At 68.8% G+C, this 18447-nt stretch carries 19 protein-coding genes; 10 read left to right on the top strand and 9 right to left on the bottom strand.

Annotated elements, in window-relative coordinates; all coding sequences use genetic code 11:
- Nucleotides 1-7: 7 nt before the first annotated feature.
- A complete protein-coding gene (locus tag SPHPH_RS0106530) occupies nt 8-1381 on the top strand; it encodes a bifunctional ADP-dependent NAD(P)H-hydrate dehydratase/NAD(P)H-hydrate epimerase (protein ID WP_028965970.1) in 1374 nt (457 codons plus the stop codon).
- Entirely contained in the window at nt 1378-2556 is a 1179-nt protein-coding gene (locus SPHPH_RS0106525) for a class I SAM-dependent RNA methyltransferase (RefSeq protein ID WP_028965969.1), read from the top strand. Before SPHPH_RS0106530 ends, SPHPH_RS0106525 begins: the two co-directional genes overlap by 4 nt.
- Here SPHPH_RS0106525 and truA read toward each other — a convergent pair.
- On the bottom strand, nt 2496-3287 hold the full coding sequence (gene truA, locus SPHPH_RS19080; RefSeq protein WP_051272874.1) for a tRNA pseudouridine(38-40) synthase TruA: 792 nt from the start codon (nt 3285-3287) through the stop codon (nt 2496-2498). The genes SPHPH_RS0106525 and truA overlap by 61 nt on opposite strands.
- A complete protein-coding gene (gene fmt, locus SPHPH_RS0106515) occupies nt 3284-4189 on the bottom strand; it encodes a methionyl-tRNA formyltransferase (protein WP_028965968.1) in 906 nt (301 codons plus the stop codon). The genes truA and fmt overlap by 4 nt, the downstream gene beginning before the upstream one ends.
- Before the next feature lie 52 nt (nt 4190-4241).
- On the opposite strand from fmt, the gene recR reads away from it, so the two are divergent.
- The 4 genes from recR (at nt 4242) to SPHPH_RS0106495 (ending at nt 7627) form a co-directional block, all read left to right on the top strand.
- Nucleotides 4242-4838 (top strand): recombination mediator RecR, encoded by a 597-nt coding sequence (recR, locus tag SPHPH_RS0106510; protein ID WP_028965967.1) that lies wholly within the window; start codon nt 4242-4244, stop codon nt 4836-4838.
- 31 nt (nt 4839-4869) lie between these two features.
- Nucleotides 4870-5400: a peptide deformylase gene (def, locus tag SPHPH_RS0106505; protein ID WP_028965966.1), complete on the top strand. Its 531-nt coding sequence runs from the start codon at nt 4870-4872 to the stop codon at nt 5398-5400.
- A 64-nt stretch (nt 5401-5464) separates the two neighbouring features.
- Entirely contained in the window at nt 5465-6844 is a 1380-nt protein-coding gene (locus SPHPH_RS0106500) for a DNA recombination protein RmuC (RefSeq protein ID WP_028965965.1), read from the top strand.
- 33 nt (nt 6845-6877) lie between these two features.
- On the top strand, nt 6878-7627 hold the full coding sequence (locus tag SPHPH_RS0106495; RefSeq protein WP_028965964.1) for an EF-hand domain-containing protein: 750 nt from the start codon (nt 6878-6880) through the stop codon (nt 7625-7627).
- 145 nt (nt 7628-7772) lie between these two features.
- On the opposite strand, the gene SPHPH_RS0106490 is transcribed toward SPHPH_RS0106495, so the two are convergent.
- Genes SPHPH_RS0106490 through SPHPH_RS0106460 form a run of 7 tightly spaced genes read right to left on the bottom strand, consistent with a single transcriptional unit; the run spans nt 7773 to nt 12853 of the window.
- Nucleotides 7773-8570, bottom strand: coding sequence for a TrmH family RNA methyltransferase (locus tag SPHPH_RS0106490; protein WP_028965963.1), 798 nt, complete (start codon nt 8568-8570; stop codon nt 7773-7775).
- Nucleotides 8571-8590: 20 nt separating this feature from the next.
- Nucleotides 8591-8860: an HPr family phosphocarrier protein gene (locus SPHPH_RS0106485; protein ID WP_028965962.1), complete on the bottom strand. Its 270-nt coding sequence runs from the start codon at nt 8858-8860 to the stop codon at nt 8591-8593.
- Nucleotides 8857-9264 carry a PTS sugar transporter subunit IIA gene (locus SPHPH_RS0106480; protein WP_028965961.1) on the bottom strand — a complete coding sequence of 136 codons (408 nt, stop codon included), beginning with the start codon at nt 9262-9264 and terminating at the stop codon, nt 8857-8859. The genes SPHPH_RS0106485 and SPHPH_RS0106480 overlap by 4 nt, the downstream gene beginning before the upstream one ends.
- Before the next feature lie 29 nt (nt 9265-9293).
- A complete protein-coding gene (gene rapZ / locus SPHPH_RS0106475) occupies nt 9294-10190 on the bottom strand; it encodes an RNase adapter RapZ (RefSeq protein WP_028965960.1) in 897 nt (298 codons plus the stop codon).
- On the bottom strand, nt 10187-10618 hold the full coding sequence (locus SPHPH_RS0106470) for an HPr kinase/phosphorylase (RefSeq protein WP_028965959.1): 432 nt from the start codon (nt 10616-10618) through the stop codon (nt 10187-10189). The genes rapZ and SPHPH_RS0106470 overlap by 4 nt, the downstream gene beginning before the upstream one ends.
- A complete protein-coding gene (locus tag SPHPH_RS0106465; RefSeq protein WP_028965958.1) occupies nt 10615-12180 on the bottom strand; it encodes a stimulus-sensing domain-containing protein in 1566 nt (521 codons plus the stop codon). The genes SPHPH_RS0106470 and SPHPH_RS0106465 overlap by 4 nt, the downstream gene beginning before the upstream one ends.
- Nucleotides 12149-12853, bottom strand: coding sequence for a response regulator transcription factor (locus SPHPH_RS0106460; protein WP_028965957.1), 705 nt, complete (start codon nt 12851-12853; stop codon nt 12149-12151). Before SPHPH_RS0106460 ends, SPHPH_RS0106465 begins: the two co-directional genes overlap by 32 nt.
- Before the next feature lie 169 nt (nt 12854-13022).
- Here SPHPH_RS0106460 and SPHPH_RS0106455 point away from each other — a divergent pair, with 169 nt between their 5' ends.
- The 4 genes from SPHPH_RS0106455 (at nt 13023) to SPHPH_RS0106440 (ending at nt 18444) form a co-directional block, all read left to right on the top strand.
- Nucleotides 13023-14633 (top strand): phosphoenolpyruvate carboxykinase, encoded by a 1611-nt coding sequence (locus SPHPH_RS0106455; protein WP_028965956.1) that lies wholly within the window; start codon nt 13023-13025, stop codon nt 14631-14633.
- 181 nt (nt 14634-14814) lie between these two features.
- Entirely contained in the window at nt 14815-16272 is a 1458-nt protein-coding gene (gene guaB, locus SPHPH_RS0106450) for an IMP dehydrogenase (protein ID WP_028965955.1), read from the top strand.
- 462 nt (nt 16273-16734) lie between these two features.
- Nucleotides 16735-17886 (top strand): RsmB/NOP family class I SAM-dependent RNA methyltransferase, encoded by a 1152-nt coding sequence (locus SPHPH_RS0106445; protein WP_028965954.1) that lies wholly within the window; start codon nt 16735-16737, stop codon nt 17884-17886.
- Between the two features lie 33 nt (nt 17887-17919).
- Nucleotides 17920-18444 carry a tetratricopeptide repeat protein gene (locus SPHPH_RS0106440; protein WP_028965953.1) on the top strand — a complete coding sequence of 175 codons (525 nt, stop codon included), beginning with the start codon at nt 17920-17922 and terminating at the stop codon, nt 18442-18444.
- Nucleotides 18445-18447: the final 3 nt, after the last annotated feature.

The raw sequence follows: 18447 nt of genomic DNA, 5'->3' as shown, positions 1-18447 counted from the left end.
GCGGGGGATGATCCCGATCGCCGGAACCCCCGTGCTCACCGCCGCCCAGATGCGCGCGGCGGAAAACGCCGCCATCGCCGCCGGCACCAGCGTCGATACGTTGATGCAAGCCGCCGGAGCGGGGATCGCCGATGCCGTCCGCCGGCTGGCGGGCGTCAACGACGTGCTGATCCTGTGCGGCCCCGGCAACAACGGCGGCGACGGCTATGTCGCCGCCGCGCGCCTACACGCGGCCGGGCGCAAGGTCCGCGTCGCCGCCGCGTCGGAGCCGCGCAGCCCCGCCGCGATCGCCGCGCGCGCGCTCTGGACGGGTGCGGTCGAACCGCTCGCCAGCGCCGCGCCGGCCGCGGTGCTGGTCGATGCCCTGTTCGGCACCGGCCTGTCACGCGCGCTCGACGCCGTATCGAGTTCCGCGCTCAACCATCTGGTAAGGCAGGCAAATCTCGCAATCGCCGTCGACGTTCCGAGCGGCGTCTCCACCGATGACGGCATGGTGTTTTGTGACGTCCCGACGTTCCACATCACGCTTGCGCTCGGCGCGATGAAGCCCGCGCATCTGCTCCAGCCCGCCGCTGCGCGCTGCGGCGCGGTCCGCGTCATCCCGATCGGCGTCGAGACCGACAGCGCCACCCACGTCATCGCCCGCCCCGACTTCCCGGCTCCCCCGGTCGACGCGCACAAGTTCACGCGCGGCATGGTCGCGGTCGTCCGTGGCCGGATGGCCGGCGCGGCGCATCTCGCGGCGCGCGCGGCAATGCATGCGGGCGCGGGCTATGTCGAGCTGCTCGGCGCGACGATACCCGGCACCCCGAACGCGCTGGTCCGCCGCCGCTGCGATGCCGAGGCGCTTGCCGACAAGCGGATCGGCGCGGTGCTGATCGGCCCCGGTCTCGGCCGCGACGATGACGCGCGCGCCTTGCTCGATCAGGCGCTCGCCACCGATCACCCGCTGGTGATCGACGGCGATGCGCTACACCTCGTCACCCCCGAGCGTCTTCGCGAGCGCGCCGCGCCGCTGATCCTGACGCCCCACGCCGGCGAATTCGCCGCGCTGTTCGGCGCGTTCACCGGCAGCAAGCTGGAGGCAGCGCGCGCCGCCGCCGCCCGCGCCGGCGCCACGATCGTCTTCAAGGGCCCGGACACCGTGATCGCCGCGCCCGACGGACAAGCGGTGCTGGCTGGCGAGGCCTCGTCGTGGCTGTCCACCGCGGGCACCGGCGACGTCCTTGCCGGCGCGATCGCGGCCATGCTCGCAGGGGGGCAAAGCCCGCTGGATGCTGCGGCGGCGGGCGTCTGGCTTCACGGCGAGGCCGCGCGCCGACTTGGTCCGGCCTTCATCGCCGACGACCTCGCCACCGCGCTGACCGGAGCCCGCGCATGACCATTATCGTTCGGGTCGCCGCGCGTGGCGAAGGCGTTGCCGCCGACGGCCGCCATGTCGCGCTCGCCGCCCCCGGCGACACGCTCGGCGACGATGGCGCGATCATTCCCGGTCCGCACCACATCGATCCGCCGTGCCGCCATTATCCCGAATGCGGCGGCTGCCAGCTCCAGCATCTCGACGACGAGAGCTGGTCGGCGTTCATTACCGATCGTATCGCCTCGGCGCTGGCCGCGCAGGGCGTGAGCGCGCCGGTCCGCGCACCGATCCTGTCGCCGCCGCGCACCCGCCGCCGCGCCTCGCTGCATGTCGAGCCGTCGGGCCGGATCGGCTTCACCGCCGAGCGTAGTCATCAGATCGTCGACCTGCACGAATGCCACGTCCTCGCGCCGGAACTGTTCGCGCTAGTCCGCCCGCTCAAGCGCCTGCTGCCCAGCTTCAAGGCCAAACGCCGGCTCGACGTCCATCTGACGCGCGCCGATCAGGGCGTCGACGTCTTCGTCAAGGGCGTCGCCCCGGAGGGACTCGCGCATCACGACGCGCTCACCGCCTTCGCCGAGGCGAACGGCGTCGCGCGCATCGCCTTCGACGACGGCCTCGGCCCGGAAACACGCTGGGAGCCCGAACCGGTGACGATAACGCTTGGCGGCGTCGCGGTGCCGTTGCCACCGGGATCGTTCCTGCAGGCGACCGTCGAGGGGGAGGCCGCGCTGGTCACCGCCGCGCAGGAAGCCGTCGCCGGCGCTCGGATCGTCGCCGATCTCTTCGCCGGGCTCGGCACCTTTGCCTTCTCGCTCAACGCACGCGTCTATGCCGCCGAAGGAGCGCGCGACGCGATCATGGCGCTGAAGGCGGCGGCGGGACGCGCGCAGCGGCCGGTGTTCACCGAGCATCGCGATCTTTTCCGCCGACCGCTGACCAGCGCCGAGCTGGATCGTTTCGACGCGATCGTGCTCGATCCGCCGCGCGCGGGCGCGCGCGAGCAGGTATTGCAACTCGCCGCATCAAAGGTTGCGACGGTCGCCTATATGTCGTGTAATCCAAGCAGCTTTGCGCGAGACGCTCAGGATCTGTGTAAGGCCGGCTATACGCTCGACTGGGTGCAGCCGGTTGGTCAGTTCCGCTGGTCGACGCATGTCGAACTGGCGTCGCGTTTCAGTCGATCGCCGGGGTAGGACGCTTTCACGAAGAACAGCCCGCCGGGTGGCGCGTTGAGCCCCAATCGTGCGCGGTCCGCGGCACGGAGCGCGTCGCCAAGGTCGGTTATCGACCACCGGCCCATTCCGACCAGCGCGAGGCAGCCAACCATCGAGCGCACCTGATGGTGGAGGAATGACCGTGCCTCGACGCGGGCGGTCACGCGCTCACCGTCCCGCACCACCTCGAACCAGTCGATCGACTTGAGCGGGCTCGCCGCCTGACAATGCGCCGAGCGGAAGGTGGTGAAGTCATGCGCACCGACTAGTACCTGCGCCGCCTCGTGCATCGCCGGCGCGTCCAGCGGTTGCGGGATCTGCCACGCCAGCCCCTTTTCGAAGGTCAGCGGCGAACGACGATTGACGATCCGATACTCATAAGACCGCGCAAGGCACGAAAAACGCGCATGAAAGTCGTCGGAAGCCTCAACGCATTCGATGATCGAGACCGGCGCCGGACGCAGCCGCGCGTTGAGCGCCTCTCCCAGCCGAAACGCGCCGATCGGTTTGGCGATGTCCAGATGCACGCGCATCCCCAGCCCATGCACCCCGGCATCGGTACGGCCGGCGCAATGCACCACGACCTGCTCACCGGTAACGGCCAGCGCGGCTTCCTCGATCGCCTGCTGCACGCTCGGGCCATGCGCCTGCCGCTGCCAGCCCATGAACGGCCGGCCATCGAATTCCACGGTCAGCGCGAACCGCGTCACAGTCGCGTGCCGACCGGTACCGCAAAGCCGCGCAGCAACTCCGCGACGCTCATCACCCCGCGTCCGGCGCGCTGCACCCGCACCGGCCGGATCGCGCCCGTCGCGCAGGCGACCGTCAGCGCCTCGTCGATCACCTCGCCCGGTCGGCCATTGCCTTCGACCGGCTGGCCGTCGAGCACCTTCACCCGCTCGCCCGCGTGTTCGAAGAACGCCCCCGGCACCGGGCAAAAGGCCGCGATCTGCCGCACCACTTGCGTAGCGTCGGCACCGAAGTCGATTCGCGCCTCTTCCTTGCGGATTTTCTCGGCATAGGTGATGCCGTCCTCGGGTTGCGCGACCGGCGGATAGGCGTCGGGGTCGCGCAAGACCTCCACCATCAGCCGCGCACCCATTACCGACAGTTCGTCCGTCAATTGCCCGGCGTTCTTGCGACCTATCGGCGTCCGTCCTTCCAGCCGTACCGGCCCGGTATCGAGCCCGGCCTCCATCTGCATGATCCCGACCCCGGTTTCCGCATCGCCAGCAAGGATCGCCCGCTGCACCGGGGCCGCCCCGCGCCAGCGCGGCAACAGCGATCCGTGGACGTTCAGGCACCCCAGCCGCGGCGCCTCCAGCACCGCGCGCGGCAGGAGCAGCCCGTAAGCCGCCACCACCGCGACATCGGCGTCATGCGCCGCAAACGTCGCCTGCGCTTCAACATCCCGCAACGTCACCGGCGTCAGCACCGGCACGCCCAGTTCCTCCGCCCGGACATGCACCGGCGATCGCACCAGCTCGCGCCCGCGTCGCCCGCCGGGCCGCGGCGGCTGGCTGTACGCCGCAACCACGTCGTGCCCGTCGGCGACCAGCGCCTCCAGCGTCGGCACCGCGAACGCCGGGGTTCCCATGAAGATGATCCGCATCGCTTCTCTCGACACGCTGGCGGCGCGCGGTGCAACCCCCTATCTGTTCCGCATGGCATCCCCCGAGATCGAGGCGCTGACGAGCGCGCTGGCGCGGCTCCCCGGTTTCGGGCCACGCTCGGCGCGGCGTGCGGTGCTTCATCTGCTCAAGCGCCGCGAAGCATCGCTGGTACCGTTACGCGCGGCGTTGACCGCAGTCGAGGAACGGCTCGCAACCTGTGGGAATTGCGGGAATGTCGACACCAGCGATCCGTGCCAGATCTGCGCCGATCCGCGCCGCGATCCGCGTAGCCTGTGTGTCGTGGAGGACGTCAGCGACCTGTGGGCGCTGGAGCGTGGCCGGCTGTTTCCCGGCCGTTTCCATGTGCTGGGCGGGCGGCTGTCCGCGCTGGAGGGCGTCCGACCCGAGGATCTCGCGATCGACGGCCTGATCGCGCGCGTCGCCGATGGTGCGGTCGACGAGGTCGTGCTCGCGATGAACGCCACGCTCGAAGGCCAGACCACCGCGCATTATCTCGCCGAGCGGCTGGAGCGTTATCCGGTGCGGCTGACGCAGCTCGCGCATGGCCTGCCGGTCGGCGGAGAGCTGGATTATCTCGACGAAGGAACGCTGGCACAGGCGCTTCGCGCGCGCCGCCCGGTCGCTTGACGGGCCGTTGCCGCGCTTATAGCGCCGCGCGATGGCCATACTCCCGATCGTAGAAGTCCCCGATGCGCGTCTGCGCGAAACCGCCGCGCCCGTACCTGAAGTGAACGACGACATCCGGGCGATCGTCGCGGATATGTTCGAGACGATGTACGACGCGCACGGCATTGGGCTGGCCGCGGTGCAGGTCGGCATCATGCAGCGGATCGTCGTCATCGACCTTCAGGAGCGCGAGCTGGAAGAAGGCGAGCCGCGCGAGGCGGCGCGCGACCCGCACGCGTACATCAACCCGGAAATCACGTGGCTCAGCGAGGAAACCGCGAGCTACAACGAAGGCTGTTTGTCGATCCCCGAGCAATATGCCGAGGTCACCCGCCCGACGCGTTGCCGGGTCACGTGGCTCGACACCGAGGGTGCGAGGCAGGAGGCCGAATTCGACGGATTGATGTCGACATGTATGCAGCACGAGATCGATCATCTGAACGGCGTGCTGTTCATCGATCATATTTCGCGGCTGAAGCGCGGCATGTTGCTCAAGAAGCTCGACAAGCTCCGCCGCGGCTGATCCGGGGCGGGAACGTGGCAATTAACGGTTGTCGCTGCCGCCCCGTTCGATCTATGTTCCCGGCATGATCGAATATGTCCTCGTCGCGCTCCTCGCGCTCGCGCTCGGTGCCCTGCTCGGCTGGCTCGCCGGCAAGCGCGAGGCGGGCGGGTTCCGGCAGGAACGCGACGCGCAGGTCGAGCAATTCAAGCGCGCGATCACCGACCTTGCCGGCGCGGAGGAACGCGCCCGCGCCGCCGAGACATTGCGCACCGAACTGGCGCAGGCGCGTGACGAGCGCGAGGCGGCACGGTTGCAGGTGTCGCGGCTGGAGGCAGAAGGCCGCGCCGCCGAGCAGCGTATCGCCGACCTGCGCGCCGCCGCCGACGAGATGAGCCTGCGCTTCCGCGAGGTCGCGCAGAACGCGCTCGGCGACGCGCAGAAGCAATTTCTCGAACGCGCCGAGGCGCGCTTCCGCCAGGCCGAGGAGCAATCGGGGCAGGGGCTCCGCGCCTTGCTCCAGCCGGTCAATGATCGCCTGCTACGTTATGAGGAAGGCGTCGCGAAGATCGAGGCCGAGCGCCGCGATGCGTTCGGCGAATTGCGCGGCCAGATCGAGGCGATGCGCGTCGGGCAGGAGCGGGTTTCGGGCGAGGCGGCCAAGCTGGTTAACGCGCTGCGCAACGCTCCTAAGGCGCGCGGGCGCTGGGGCGAGCAGCAGCTGCGCAACGTCCTCGAATCGTGCGGCCTTGCCGAGCATACTGATTTCCGCATGGAGGTGAGCGTCACCGGCGAGGAAGGTGCGCGACTCCGCCCCGATGCGATCGTCCGCGTGCCGGGCGGCAAGTCGCTGATCGTCGACGCGAAGGTGTCGCTCAACGCCTATCAGGACGCGTTCGGCGCGGTCGACGAGGCCGAGCGGCAACTGGGGCTCGCCGCGCACGCCGCGTCGATGCGCGCGCACGTCAACGCGCTGGGCGCCAAGGCCTATTGGACGCAATTCGACGACGCGCCCGAATATGTCGTGATGTTCGTCCCCGGCGAGCATTTCCTCTCCGCCGCGCTCGAACATGACGCGGGTCTGTGGGATTATGCGTTCGAGCGTCGCGTCCTGCTCGCCACGCCGACGAATTTGATCGCGATCGCTAGGACCATTGAAGCGGTGTGGCGGCAGGAGAAGCTGGCGCGCGAGGCCCAGGAGATCGGCGCGCTCGGCAAGGAATTGTACCAGCGGCTCGCGGTGATGGGCGGGCATGTCGCGCGGCTCGGCAAGAATCTCGACACCGCGATGGGCGCGTACAACAGCTTCGTCGGCAGCCTCGAAAGTCAGGTGCTGACTAGCGCGCGCCGCTTCGAGTCGCTTAACATCGACACGGGCAACAAATCGATCGAGACCTTGCCGGTCGGCGAACAGGCCGCGCGCCCGCTGACGAAGCTGGTGGCGGTGGAGGATGCGGCGGAATAGCGGCCTGCGTCGCGGCGGGCTAAGGTCGTGGCGATGCAATCCGACGAGCGAACGACCGCCGCCCTCGCACGGCTGACCGATAGCGAGAAGGAATGCCTGCGCCGCCGTCTGCTGCCGCAGACCGCGAAGGAGATGGCGCTCGATTTAGGCATCTCTCCGCACGCAGTCGAGAAGCGGCTTAAGATGGCGCGCGCCAAGCTTGGCGTGTCATCATCGCTGGCGGCGGCGCGGCTGCTCGCGGGGGTGGAGGGGTACCAGATGTTGGTACCCCATGCGCCGGACCTATCGGGCGATGACGAGCGAGGTGAGACGGAGGGGGCCGCGGCTCCGCACGTCGGGCCGGGGGCACGCACCCTTCCGTATCAAGGATTCCTGATGATCACGATCCTCGCCTTGCTCGCGTTCGTCGCGCAGGATGTTCCCGCCGCCGATCCGGATGGGCCGAAGATGTTTGACAATGGCCGCGAGATTACGCCGCGCAAGGTCGGCATGGACGAAGCCGGCGCGTACATCCGCGAGGGGTTTGCGCAAAAGGATGCCGACCATTCCGGCTTCCTCAATGGTGCCGAAGCATCCACGCTGGAGCCGCGCGACCGCTTTCGTGACCAGAGCTTGCCGCCTGCGCCCCCGCGCGGCGCACCCGATCCGGCCGGAGAACGAAAGTGGATGGACAAGCTCGATCACGACCACGACGGGCGCGTCAGCGTGACGGAATATGTCGATTACATGATGCCGTGGACGCTGTGGACCGGGGTTCCCGCCGATTGGCACAAACGCAATTAGAGCGTCACTCGTGATCTTTCACTCGTCATCCCGGGCTTGACCCGGAGTCCCGCTGCTTCGCGGCGGAGAGCGGGACCCCGGATCAAGTCCGGGCTGACGGTAGTGAAGTAATCGTATTGGGCTTTACGGCCAGCCCTCAGCCACTTCACCGATGCTGCGCCAGCACCTCATAGGCCATCACTGCCGTCGCCACCGCCGCGTTCAGGCTGTCGGCCTTGCCCAGCATCGGCATCTTGACCAGCAGATCGCACTCGGCCTCATATTCGTCCGGCAATCCCTGCGCCTCGTTGCCGGTCAGCAGGAAGGTCGGCGCGGCATAAGGCGCATCGCGATAATTGTTCTCGGTCTGCAGGCTCAGCCCGATCAACTGCCCCGGCCCCTCGCGCAGCCACGACAGGAACTCCGGCCAGATCACGCGCACGATCGGCACCGTGAACAGCGCCCCCATGCTTGCGCGCACCGCCTCGGTCGAGAAGGGATCGACGCATTCGTCGACGAGGATCAGCGCGCCCGCGCCGACCGCATCGCCGGTGCGCAGGATCGTGCCCAGATTGCCGGGGTCGCGCAGCCGCTCCGCAACCAGCCAGATCGGCGCGGCGCTGCGGTCGAGGTCGCCGAGCATGGTCTCGAACGTGTCGAACACGCCGACCACCGCCTGCGGATTGTCCTTGCCGGACAGTTTGGAGAGGATGTCGGTTGTCGTCTCGACCGCCTCGCCATAATCGCCCTCGACCGCGTCGATCAGCGCGCGGACCAACGGATGGCTGGCGCTCGCCGCCGCGAAGAACAGGATGCGCGGGATGCGCCCGGTTTCGCGCGCCTCGGTCAGGATGCGCAATCCTTCGGCGAGGAACAGCCCTTCCTCACGACGATGGCGCTTGTCGCGGAGCGCCTGCACGCGCTTGACCAGCGGATTGGAAAAGGAGGTGATGACCTTCGGCATAGGAAACAAACGGCAGAGGATCAGTCCTCGCCGAACTTGCCCTCGACCAGCGCGCACATCGCCTCGACCACATTCTCCGCCTGATCGCCCTCGGCGGAGATGGTGATGTGATCACCCTTGGCGGCGCCCAGCATCATCAGCCCCATGATCGACGTCCCGATCACTTCCGACTCGCCCTTGGCGACCTTCACCGGCGCGGGCTGGCCGCTGGCGAGCGTCACGAACTTGGCGCTGGCGCGCGCGTGCAGCCCGCGGCGGTTGGTGACTTCGACCGTGCGCGACACCGTCATGCCGCTGCCTCGCCCAGCACCTCGGATGCGACCGAGATATACTTGCGCCCCGCCTCGCGCGCCGCGGCGACCGCGGCGACGACGGTCATTGCCTTGCGCGCGGATTCCAGCCGGATCAGCATCGGCAGGTTGATCCCTGCGATCACCTCGACGCGCCCGCGCTCCATCAGCGATATCGCGAGGTTCGACGGCGTGCCCCCGAAAAGATCGGTCAGCACGATCACGCCGCGGCCTTCGTCGACCTCGGCAATCGCGGCGGCGATGTCGGCGCGGCGCGCCTCCATATCGTCCTCCGGCCCGATCGCCACGGTGCGCACCTGCCGCTGCGGGCCGACGACATGTTCCATCGCGACCACGAATTCATCGGCGAGCCGCCCGTGGGTGACGAGCACCAAACCGATCACTGGCCCCGACATTTGCTTCGACAATCCGTTCATTGACCGTGTGGGCGTCCCTCGAGCGCATCCTGCGGGGCCGCCGCAAGGTCCCGATGCACGATGGTGGGGCATAATCCCGCATCGCGCAACCGTCCAGCGACGCGCTCTGCGACATGGACCGAGCGATGCTTGCCCCCCGTACAGCCGAACGCCACCGTGACGTAAGGTTTTCCCTCGGCACGATAACGCGGCAACAGCAGCAGCAGCAGATCCTCGATCTTGCCGACCGCGTCCTCGTACGCCGGATCGGCCGCGATATAGGCCGCCACCGCCGGCTCCTGTCCCGTATGGGGACGCAGCGCCGGGTCCCAATGCGGGTTCCGGAGGAAGCGCATGTCGAACACCATGTCGACGCCGGCCGGAATGCCGCGCGCGAAGCCGAACGATTCGATCGTCAGCGTCGTGCCGACGCCGGTGTCGCGCGCAAACGCCTCGCGGACCTGTTGTGCGAGCGTATTGGCCTTGAAGGTCGTCGTGTCGATCAGCCGGTTGGCGCGCTCACGCAGCGGCGCGAGCAGGCGCCGCTCGCGCTGGATACCCTCCACCGCCGGGCGATCGTCGGCCAGCGGGTGGCGGCGACGCGTCTCGGCGAAGCGCCGCGTCAATTCCTCGCCCGAACAGTCGAGGAACAGCAGCCCGACATTGTCGCCGCGCTGGCGCAATTCCTCGAACCGACGCAGCGCGGTGTCGGCATCGAAATTGCGCGTGCGCGTCCCGAAACCGATTGCCAGCGGGCGAGGGGCCTCGTCGGGATCGGCGGGCGGCGCGACGACGCGCGGCAACAACGACAAAGGCACGTTGTCGATCGTCTCCCAGCCGAGATCCTCCAGTGTCTTCAGCACGGTGGAGACACCCGCCCCGGCCATCCCGGTCACCAGCAGCACTTCGTTCATCGCTCGGCCTCTCTGACAGGCGGTTGTTCGGCCAGCGCCCATTCGACCTTGATCGGGGCGGAGGGCCAGCGCGGATCGATCACGATTTCGGGGACGGTGATGCCGTCGAGCGTGATCGCACGCGGTTCGGGCATCCGCTCGTCCTCGCTGGCGAGCACCACCGACAGCGCGACCGGCACGGTGGCGCAGGTCGGGCGCGCGACGATCCCGATCCCGCGCACCTCCATTCGGCCCGCGATCGTGGCGGGGGAGCGCGCGATCAGCACGCCATCTTCCTGTGACAGCACGGTATAGTCATCGGCGACCAGAACGGCTCCGCGGTCGATCAGTCGCATCGCCAGGTCGCTTTTGCCCGCGCCCGACGGTCCGGTCAGCAGCACGCCGCGCGCGCCGATCGCAACGCAGGTCGCGTGGATCGTCGCGGTCACGCGCGCGCCGCCAGTGGCAGCCGCACCACGAAGCGCGCCCCGCTCAGCCGGTCCTCGCGCGATTCGACCCCGATCTCGCCCTGATGCGCCTCGACGATCGTCCGCGCGATCGCCAGCCCCAGCCCGGAATGCTGCCCGAACGTCTCCTGCGACGGCCGCACCGAATGGAAGCGGCGGAAGATCGCCTCGCGCGCCTCTTCGGGCACGCCGGGGCCTTCGTCCTCGACCCACACCTCCAGCATCGAGCGGTCACGCCGCGCCGCGATCGTCACGGTGCCGCCTTCGGGCGAGAAGGAAATCGCATTGTCGATCAGATTGGCGAACACCCGCTCCAACCGCGCGCCTTCGCCGGCCACGACCAGATCGTCGTCGAGCGGATCGAAGCGCACGCGCACGTCATGCGCCGGCCCGCGCGCCTCGCGCTCGCCGACCATTGCCACCAACATCGCCGCGATATCGACCGGTTCGAAGGTCGCGCGGCTCAATTGCGCGTCGAGCCGCGACGCCTCGGAAATGTCGCTGATCAGCCGGTCGAGCCGGTGAACGTCGTCGTTGACGATCGCCAGCAGCTTGGCCCACAACGCCGGGTCCTCGACCCGACCCAACGCGTCGGTCGCCGAGCGAAGCGAGGCGAGCGGGTTCTTCAGTTCGTGCGTCACGTCGGCGGCAAACGCCTCGGTCGCGTCGATCCGTGCACGCAGCGCCAGCGTCATGTCGGACAGCGCGCGCGCCAGCATCCCGATCTCGTCGCGCCGCTCGGGCAGTCGCGGCACCGTCACCTCGCGCGCGCGCCCCAGCCGCACGCGCACCGCCGCGCGCGCCAGCGAGCGCAACGGCACGACGATGGTCCGCGCGAGGAATAGCGACAGCCCGATCGAGATCGCGCTCGCCACCAGCACCACCACGCTCAATCGGTACCGCTCGGCGCGCACCCGCTCGGTTACGTCGCGCGCATTGACCGCGGTCAGCAGCGCGAGGTCGCGGCCGAGCGGCGCGGCGGCGGTGATGACGGGGGTGCGATCCGGCGCGCGCCACAAGGTCTGCGCGCTCGCCGCGCCGGTGAAGACCGCGCGTACGTCGGGCCAGCGCCGCCCGTCGCGCTGCTCGCGATAGCCCGGGGCGAGCGGGGCGCGGACGATCCGGTCGATCGCGGCGTCGAGCCAGCGCGCGCTGCGTCGGGCCAGCGGGTCGTCGTCGGGATCGTCGAGCCGGAAATTCCCGACCCCCAGCGCCCGGCTGTCGGCCAGCAGCGCGCCGCCGCGATCGTACAGCCGCACGCGCGTACCGGTTTCCTTCGCCAGCCGCGCGATCGTCGCATCGCGCATGTCCAGCCCAATCGGAGCCAGCGCCTCGGTCATCAGCCGCACCTCGCGCGCCGCCTGAGTCGATCGCTGGTCGAGAATCCGGCTCCGGAACGATTCGAGATAGAAGAACCCGCCCGCCAGCAGCAGCAGCGCGAGGACGTTGACCGCCAGAATGCGCGGGGTGAGCGAGACCTTCCCCGACCACGCGCGCGCCTGTTCGGCGGCGTCACTCCTCCGAAAAGCGGTAGCCGGCGCCATACAGCGTCTCGATCGAGTCGAAGGCGGGGTCGGCTTCGCGGAACTTGCGGCGCACGCGCTTGATGTGGCTGTCGATGGTGCGGTCGTCGACGTAGATGTCGTCCTGATAGGCCGCATCCATCAACTGGTTGCGCGTCTTCACGATGCCGGGACGCTGCGCCAGCGTCTCGAGGATCAGGAATTCGGTGACGGTCAGCGTGACCGGCTTGCCGTCCCACGTGACGCGATGCCGCGCCGGGTCCATCACCAGCCGCCCGCGCTCGATCGGTCCCTGCGTCTCGGACTCGCCCTCCGCGCCAGCCTGCGCCGGCTCGGTCCGCCGCAGGATCGCGCGGATGCGTGCGATCAGCAGCCGCTGGCTGAACGGCTTGGCGATATAATCGTCCGCGCCCATCGCCAGTCCCAGCGCCTCGTCGAGTTCGTCGTCCTTGCTGGTCAGGAAGATGACCGGCAACCGGCTCTTCTCGCGCAGCCGCCGCAGCAGCTCCAGCCCGTCCATCTTCGGCATCTTGATGTCGAAAATCGCGAGATCGGGCGGATTGTCGGTCAACGCCTTCAGCGCCGCCTCGCCATCCGAATACAGCCGGGTCATGAACCCCTCGGCCTGCAGCGCGATCGACACCGAGGTCAGGATGTTGCGATCGTCGTCGACCAGCGCGATCGTGGCGGTCATGGATTGGTCCGGGTCATCACTTGGGCAGGGGTAAGGCAAAGCGCTGCGGTGCTCAACAGCAACGACATCGCCGCCACCGTTTGTTTAACATGTTTGACGCGGACGCTCGACCGGCGTATTTCGCCGTCATCGAACGCGCCCATGAAGGCGCACTTTGGAGGACGGACCTTTGAGCCATCGCATTCCCGACGCCGGGCTTGAGACGCAGGGCATCGAAACCCGCGCCACTTTGCACTGGAACCTCGTCACCGCGCGCCTGACCGAAGCCGCGGTCGCACGCGGCGAGGGCAAGCTGTCCGCCGACGGCCCGCTGGTCGTGGAGACCGGCGCGCACACCGGCCGCTCGGCGCAGGACAAGTTCATCGTCCGCGATGCCGAGACCGACTCGACCGTCTGGTGGGGCAAGTCGAACAAGGCGATGGACCCGGCGCATTTCGCCGCGCTCAAGGCCGACTTCCTGACCGCGCTCGGCACCAAGAGCGACCTGTTCGTCCAGGACCTGTTCGGCGGCTCGCAGCCGTCGCACCGGGTCCGCGTCCGCGTCATCAACGAGCTGGCGTGGCACAATCTGTTCATCCGCACGATGCTGGTCCGCCCCGAGGAGAAGGACCTCAAGGGCTTCGTCCCGGATTACACGATCATCGACCTCCCCAGCTTCCGCGCCGATCCCGCGCGCCACGGCTGCCGCAGCGAGACGGTGATCGCGGTCAACATGACGGAGAAGCTGATCCTGATCGGCGGCACGCGCTATGCCGGCGAAATGAAGAAGTCGGTGTTCGGCATCCTCAACTATCTGCTCCCGCCGACCGGCGTGATGCCGATGCACTGCTCGGCGAACATGGGCGCGGACGGGCGCACCGCGGTGTTCTTCGGCCTGTCGGGCACCGGCAAGACGACGCTGTCGGCCGATCCGAAGCGCACGCTGATCGGGGACGACGAACACGGCTGGTCCGACGACGCGGTCTTCAATTTTGAGGGCGGCTGCTATGCCAAGATGATCCGGCTGTCCGAGGATGCGGAGCCCGAGATTTTCGCCACCACCAAGCGGTTCGGCACCGTGCTCGAAAACGTCGTGATGGACGAGGTGACGCGCCAGCTCGACCTTGATGACAACAGCCTCGCCGAGAACAGCCGCGGCGCCTATCCGATCGATTTCATCCCGAACGCGTCGGAAGAGAATATGGGCGGCACCCCGCGCAGCATCGTGATGCTGACCGCGGATGCGTACGGCATCCTGCCGCCGATCGCGAAGCTGACCCCCGATCAGGCGATGTACCACTTCCTGTCGGGCTATACCGCGCGCGTCGCGGGTACGGAGATCGGTGTGACCGAGCCCGATGCGACCTTCTCGACCTGCTTCGGCGCGCCGTTCATGCCGCGCCATCCGTCGGTCTATGGCAATCTGCTCAAGGAGCGGATCGCGAAGGGCGGGGTGGATTGCTGGCTGGTCAACACCGGCTGGACCGGCGGCAAGTATGGCACCGGGCACCGGATGCCGATCAAGGCGACGCGCGCGCTGCTCGACGCCGCGCTCGACGGCAGCCTGAACGACGTCGAGTTCCGCACCGATCCGAACTTCGGCTTCAAGGTGCCGGTCGCGGTGCCCGGAGTCGACAGCGCGATCCTCGATCCGCGCGCGACCTGGGCCGACAAGGCCGACTATGACGCGACCGCGGCGAAGCTGGTCGACCTGTTCAACGACAATTTCGCGCAATTCGCCGAGCACGTCGACCAGGGCGTCCGCGAGGCCGCGCCCAAGGCGGTAAAGGCCGACGCCTGACGCGCGACCGTCATTGCGAGCGGAGCGAAGCAATCCAGAGCGTCCGGGCTGTGGCCCTGGATTGCTTCGCTACGCTCGCAATGACGAGCGCTTCGGGAGCCGGGTCACTCCCCCCTAGCGATTTTGCCGCATCGCGGTTACATGGCGCGCCACTTCCTCACCCCACAGGATTCGGCGTTCCATGAACATCCGCCTCGGCCTTACCTTCGACGACGTGCTGCTCGTGCCGGCGGAGTCGAGCGTGCTCCCCGGAGAGGCCGATACGCGGACGCAGGTGACACGCGGCATCTCGCTCAACATCCCCGTGCTGTCCTCGGCGATGGATACGGTCACCGAGGCCGACATGGCGATCGTCATGGCGCAGCTCGGCGGGATGGGCGTGCTCCACCGCAACCTGACCGTCGACGAACAGGTCGCGGCGGTGCGGCAGGTCAAGCGCTTCGAAAGCGGTATGGTCGTCAACCCGATCACGATCGCGCCGCAGGCGACGCTGGCGCAGGCGCAGGCGCTGATGGCCGCGCACCGCATCAGCGGCATCCCGGTGGTGGAGAGCGACGGCAAGCTGGTCGGCATCCTCACCAACCGCGACGTGCGTTTCGCCGAGAACCCCAACCAGCCGGTCGCCGAGCTGATGACGCGCGAGAATCTCGTCACCGTCTCGACCGGCGTGGCGAAGGAGGAGGCGCGCCGCCTGCTCCACCAGCGTCGCATCGAGAAGCTGCTGGTCGTCGACGACGCCTATCGCTGCGTCGGGCTCATCACCGTCAAGGACATCGAGAAGGCGGTCATGTATCCCGAGGCGACGAAGGACGCCGCCGGCCGCCTGCGCGTCGCCGCCGCCACGACCGTCGGTGACAAGGGCTTCGGTCGCACCGAGGCGCTGGTCGACGCCGAATGCGACCTGATCGTCATCGACACCGCGCACGGCCACAACAGCGAGGTCGCGCGCGCGGTCGAGCGCGTCAAGAAGCTGTCGAACGCGGTGCAGGTCGTCGCCGGTAATGTCGCAACCGGAGAGGCGACGCGCGCGCTGATCGACGCGGGCGCGGACGGGATCAAGGTCGGGATCGGCCCGGGCTCGATCTGCACCACCCGCGTCGTCGCCGGCGTTGGCGTTCCGCAGCTGACTGCGGTGATGGACTGCGCCGAGGCCGCCGCCAAGGCCGGCGTGCCGGTGATCGCCGATGGCGGCCTGCGCACCTCGGGCGATCTCGCCAAGGCGCTCGCGGCCGGGGCAGGGACGTGCATGGTCGGATCCTTGCTCGCCGGTACCGAGGAAGCACCGGGCGAAACCTTCCTTTATCAAGGGCGTGCGTACAAATCCTACCGCGGCATGGGCAGTGTCGGCGCGATGGGCCGCGGCTCGGCGGACCGCTACTTCCAGGGCGAGGTCCGCGACCAGCTCAAGCTGGTGCCAGAAGGGATCGAAGGGCAGGTGCCGTACAAGGGCCCGGCGCGCGACGTGATCCATCAGCTCGTCGGCGGTATCAAGGCGGCGATGGGCTATACCGGCTCGGCGACGATCAAGGATCTTCAGGCGCGCGCGCAATTTGTTCAGATCACCGGCGCGGGGCTCAAGGAAAGCCACGTTCATGACGTGACGATCACCCGCGAGGCACCCAACTATCCGACCCGCTGATAGGCCAAGGCGCGCGCCGCTGTCCTACGCGGCGCGGGTCTGGCAGAAGCGGGGGATGACGTTAGCCAAGGTCTTTCCGCTGTCACTGTCGGTCGAAGTACCCGCTCAGACCGCAAGATCCGTCATCCCGGCGAAAGCCGGGATCCCGCTTCTTCTTCTTGGGCTTCGGCGGGCGAACACGCGGTCGACGTCGCGCCGGCGTGTTGACGTTCGCGCGACCGAAGTTCCCATCCACCGTCACCCCGGCGAAGGCCGGGGCCCAGCATCGGCACGACTGTGGTCACCGCGGAGCGTCTCCCAACTGGACCCCGGCCTGCGCCGGGGTGACGACAACGGTAGAGGCAGGCAAACCGGTCAACAACTAGCCATTCTGGCCCCGGTAGCTTCCCCCGTTCCACCCCGCCAGCGTCTCAACATTCGCAACATTCGCGCCCAACCGCCTCTTACCCCGAAAGTGCCGCAATGACCCCCGCCGCCCGCACGCAAGCCGCGATCGACCTGCTCGACGCGATCGTCACCGCCGCGCGCGAGGGCGGCGCCGCCGCGGACACGCTGATTTCCCGCTACTTCACGCAGCGCCGCTATGCCGGGTCCAAGGATCGTCGCGCGGTGCGCGAGCTGGTCTACGCCGCGATCCGCCGGCTCGGCGAGCGCCCCGCCGACGGCCGCGCCGCGATGCTCGCGCTCGCCGCGACCGACCCGGCGCTCGCCGCGACCTTTGACGGCTCGACCCACGGACCCGCGCCGATCGGCGACGAAGCCCCGGCCGCCGAGGGCCTACACCCGCGCTGGCTGGAGGAGCGGCTTGCCGCGGCTGGGATCGGCGCGGACGAGCAGGCGGCGCTGATCGACCGTGCCCCGCTCGACGTGCGGCTCCACCCGGACCACGCCGACCTCGACCTGCCGAACGCGGAACCGATCCCCGGCCTTCCGCTCGCCCGTCGCCTTCCCGCGGGCAGCGACATCGCCGCGCATGCCGGCGCGCTCGAGGTTCAGGACGCGGGCAGTCAGGCAGTGACGCTTGCCGCGGCCGTCGCGCCGGGGATGAGCGTGCTCGATCTCTGCGCCGGTGCGGGGGGAAAGAGCCTCGCGATGGCGGCGCAGATGGTGAACGACGGCCACATCATCGCCAGCGACGTCGACCGCACTCGCCTTTCGCGCCTCGCCCCACGCGCCGAAAAGGCCGGCGCGACGATCATCGAAACCCGGCTGCTGAATCCGAACCAGGAATCCGAGATGCTGGCCGATGTCCAGGCGGACGTCGTCCTGATCGACGCGCCCTGCTCGGGCACCGGCACATGGCGCCGCAATCCCGAGGCGCGCTGGCGGCTCACCCCGGCACGGCTCGACCGGCTGATCGACACGCAGCGCCACGTCCTGTCGATCGGTGCGGCCTGCGTGAAACCCGGCGGTGCGCTCGTCTACATCGTCTGCTCGTTGCTCGATGGCGAGGGCGCGGCGCAGGTCGACGCCTTTCTTGCCGCTTATCCCGGCTGGCATGCCGAGCCGCTGGCGCTGCCGTTCGGGCGCGCGCATCACGCCGGCACCCGCCTGACCCCCGCGCATGACGGCACCGACGGTTTTTTCGTCGCACGGCTGCGGGCGCCATGCTAACCGGGCCGGATCGTGTCGAAGCTGGAGCCGTTCATGCGTTTCACCGCCATCGCCATGGCCGCCTCGCTGGCGCTGGTGTCGATCTCCACCGCGCTCCACGGGCAGCGGCCTGACGACCAGATTGACGCGCGCAGCATGGCCCTACTGCAACAGGGCAAGGCGGCGCGCGCGGCAGGCAATCTCGATGGCGCGACCGATCTGCTCGAAACCGCAGTGACGGTCGATCCGCGCAACCGTCAGGCGTTCGTCGTGCTGGCCGGTGTGGCGGAGGCGCGCGGGTTGCCGGGCAAGGCGATCCGCCTGTATCGCGAGGCGCTGCTGCTTGAACCCAATGATGTCACCGCGTTGGCGGGGCAGGGTGAGGCGATGGTCGCCAAGGGCGCGGTCGAGCGCGCGCGTCAGAACCTCGCCAAGGTTCGCTCGCTGTGCAAGGGCTCCTGCCCACAGGCGACCACGCTCGCGTCGGTGATCGCCAAGGGGCCGCCGATCACGACCGCGCAGGTCGGTGCGAACACCACCACCGCCGCCACCGGATCGACGCCGACGTCCGACGACTGACCG

The organism is Sphingomonas phyllosphaerae FA2 (genome assembly GCF_000427645.1).
Taxonomy (GTDB): domain Bacteria; phylum Pseudomonadota; class Alphaproteobacteria; order Sphingomonadales; family Sphingomonadaceae; genus Sphingomonas; species Sphingomonas phyllosphaerae.
This window is presented reverse-complemented; position numbering and strand designations above follow the sequence as displayed.

What these genes read in the sequence shown, in the direction of transcription:
- SPHPH_RS0106530 (WP_028965970.1), top strand. Translation starts at nt 8, where the DNA reads ATGATCCCGATCGCCGGAACCCCCGTGCTCACCGCCGCCCAGATGCGC.
- SPHPH_RS0106525 (WP_028965969.1), top strand. Translation starts at nt 1,378, where the DNA reads ATGACCATTATCGTTCGGGTCGCCGCGCGTGGCGAAGGCGTTGCCGCC.
- fmt (WP_028965968.1), bottom strand. Translation starts at nt 4,189, where the DNA reads ATGCGGATCATCTTCATGGGAACCCCGGCGTTCGCGGTGCCGACGCTG.
- recR (WP_028965967.1), top strand. Translation starts at nt 4,242, where the DNA reads ATGGCATCCCCCGAGATCGAGGCGCTGACGAGCGCGCTGGCGCGGCTC.
- def (WP_028965966.1), top strand. Translation starts at nt 4,870, where the DNA reads ATGGCCATACTCCCGATCGTAGAAGTCCCCGATGCGCGTCTGCGCGAA.
- SPHPH_RS0106500 (WP_028965965.1), top strand. Translation starts at nt 5,465, where the DNA reads ATGATCGAATATGTCCTCGTCGCGCTCCTCGCGCTCGCGCTCGGTGCC.
- SPHPH_RS0106495 (WP_028965964.1), top strand. Translation starts at nt 6,878, where the DNA reads ATGCAATCCGACGAGCGAACGACCGCCGCCCTCGCACGGCTGACCGAT.
- SPHPH_RS0106490 (WP_028965963.1), bottom strand. Translation starts at nt 8,570, where the DNA reads ATGCCGAAGGTCATCACCTCCTTTTCCAATCCGCTGGTCAAGCGCGTG.
- SPHPH_RS0106485 (WP_028965962.1), bottom strand. Translation starts at nt 8,860, where the DNA reads ATGACGGTGTCGCGCACGGTCGAAGTCACCAACCGCCGCGGGCTGCAC.
- rapZ (WP_028965960.1), bottom strand. Translation starts at nt 10,190, where the DNA reads ATGAACGAAGTGCTGCTGGTGACCGGGATGGCCGGGGCGGGTGTCTCC.
- SPHPH_RS0106465 (WP_028965958.1), bottom strand. Translation starts at nt 12,180, where the DNA reads ATGGCGCCGGCTACCGCTTTTCGGAGGAGTGACGCCGCCGAACAGGCG.
- SPHPH_RS0106460 (WP_028965957.1), bottom strand. Translation starts at nt 12,853, where the DNA reads ATGACCGCCACGATCGCGCTGGTCGACGACGATCGCAACATCCTGACC.
- guaB (WP_028965955.1), top strand. Translation starts at nt 14,815, where the DNA reads ATGAACATCCGCCTCGGCCTTACCTTCGACGACGTGCTGCTCGTGCCG.
- SPHPH_RS0106445 (WP_028965954.1), top strand. Translation starts at nt 16,735, where the DNA reads ATGACCCCCGCCGCCCGCACGCAAGCCGCGATCGACCTGCTCGACGCG.
- SPHPH_RS0106440 (WP_028965953.1), top strand. Translation starts at nt 17,920, where the DNA reads ATGCGTTTCACCGCCATCGCCATGGCCGCCTCGCTGGCGCTGGTGTCG.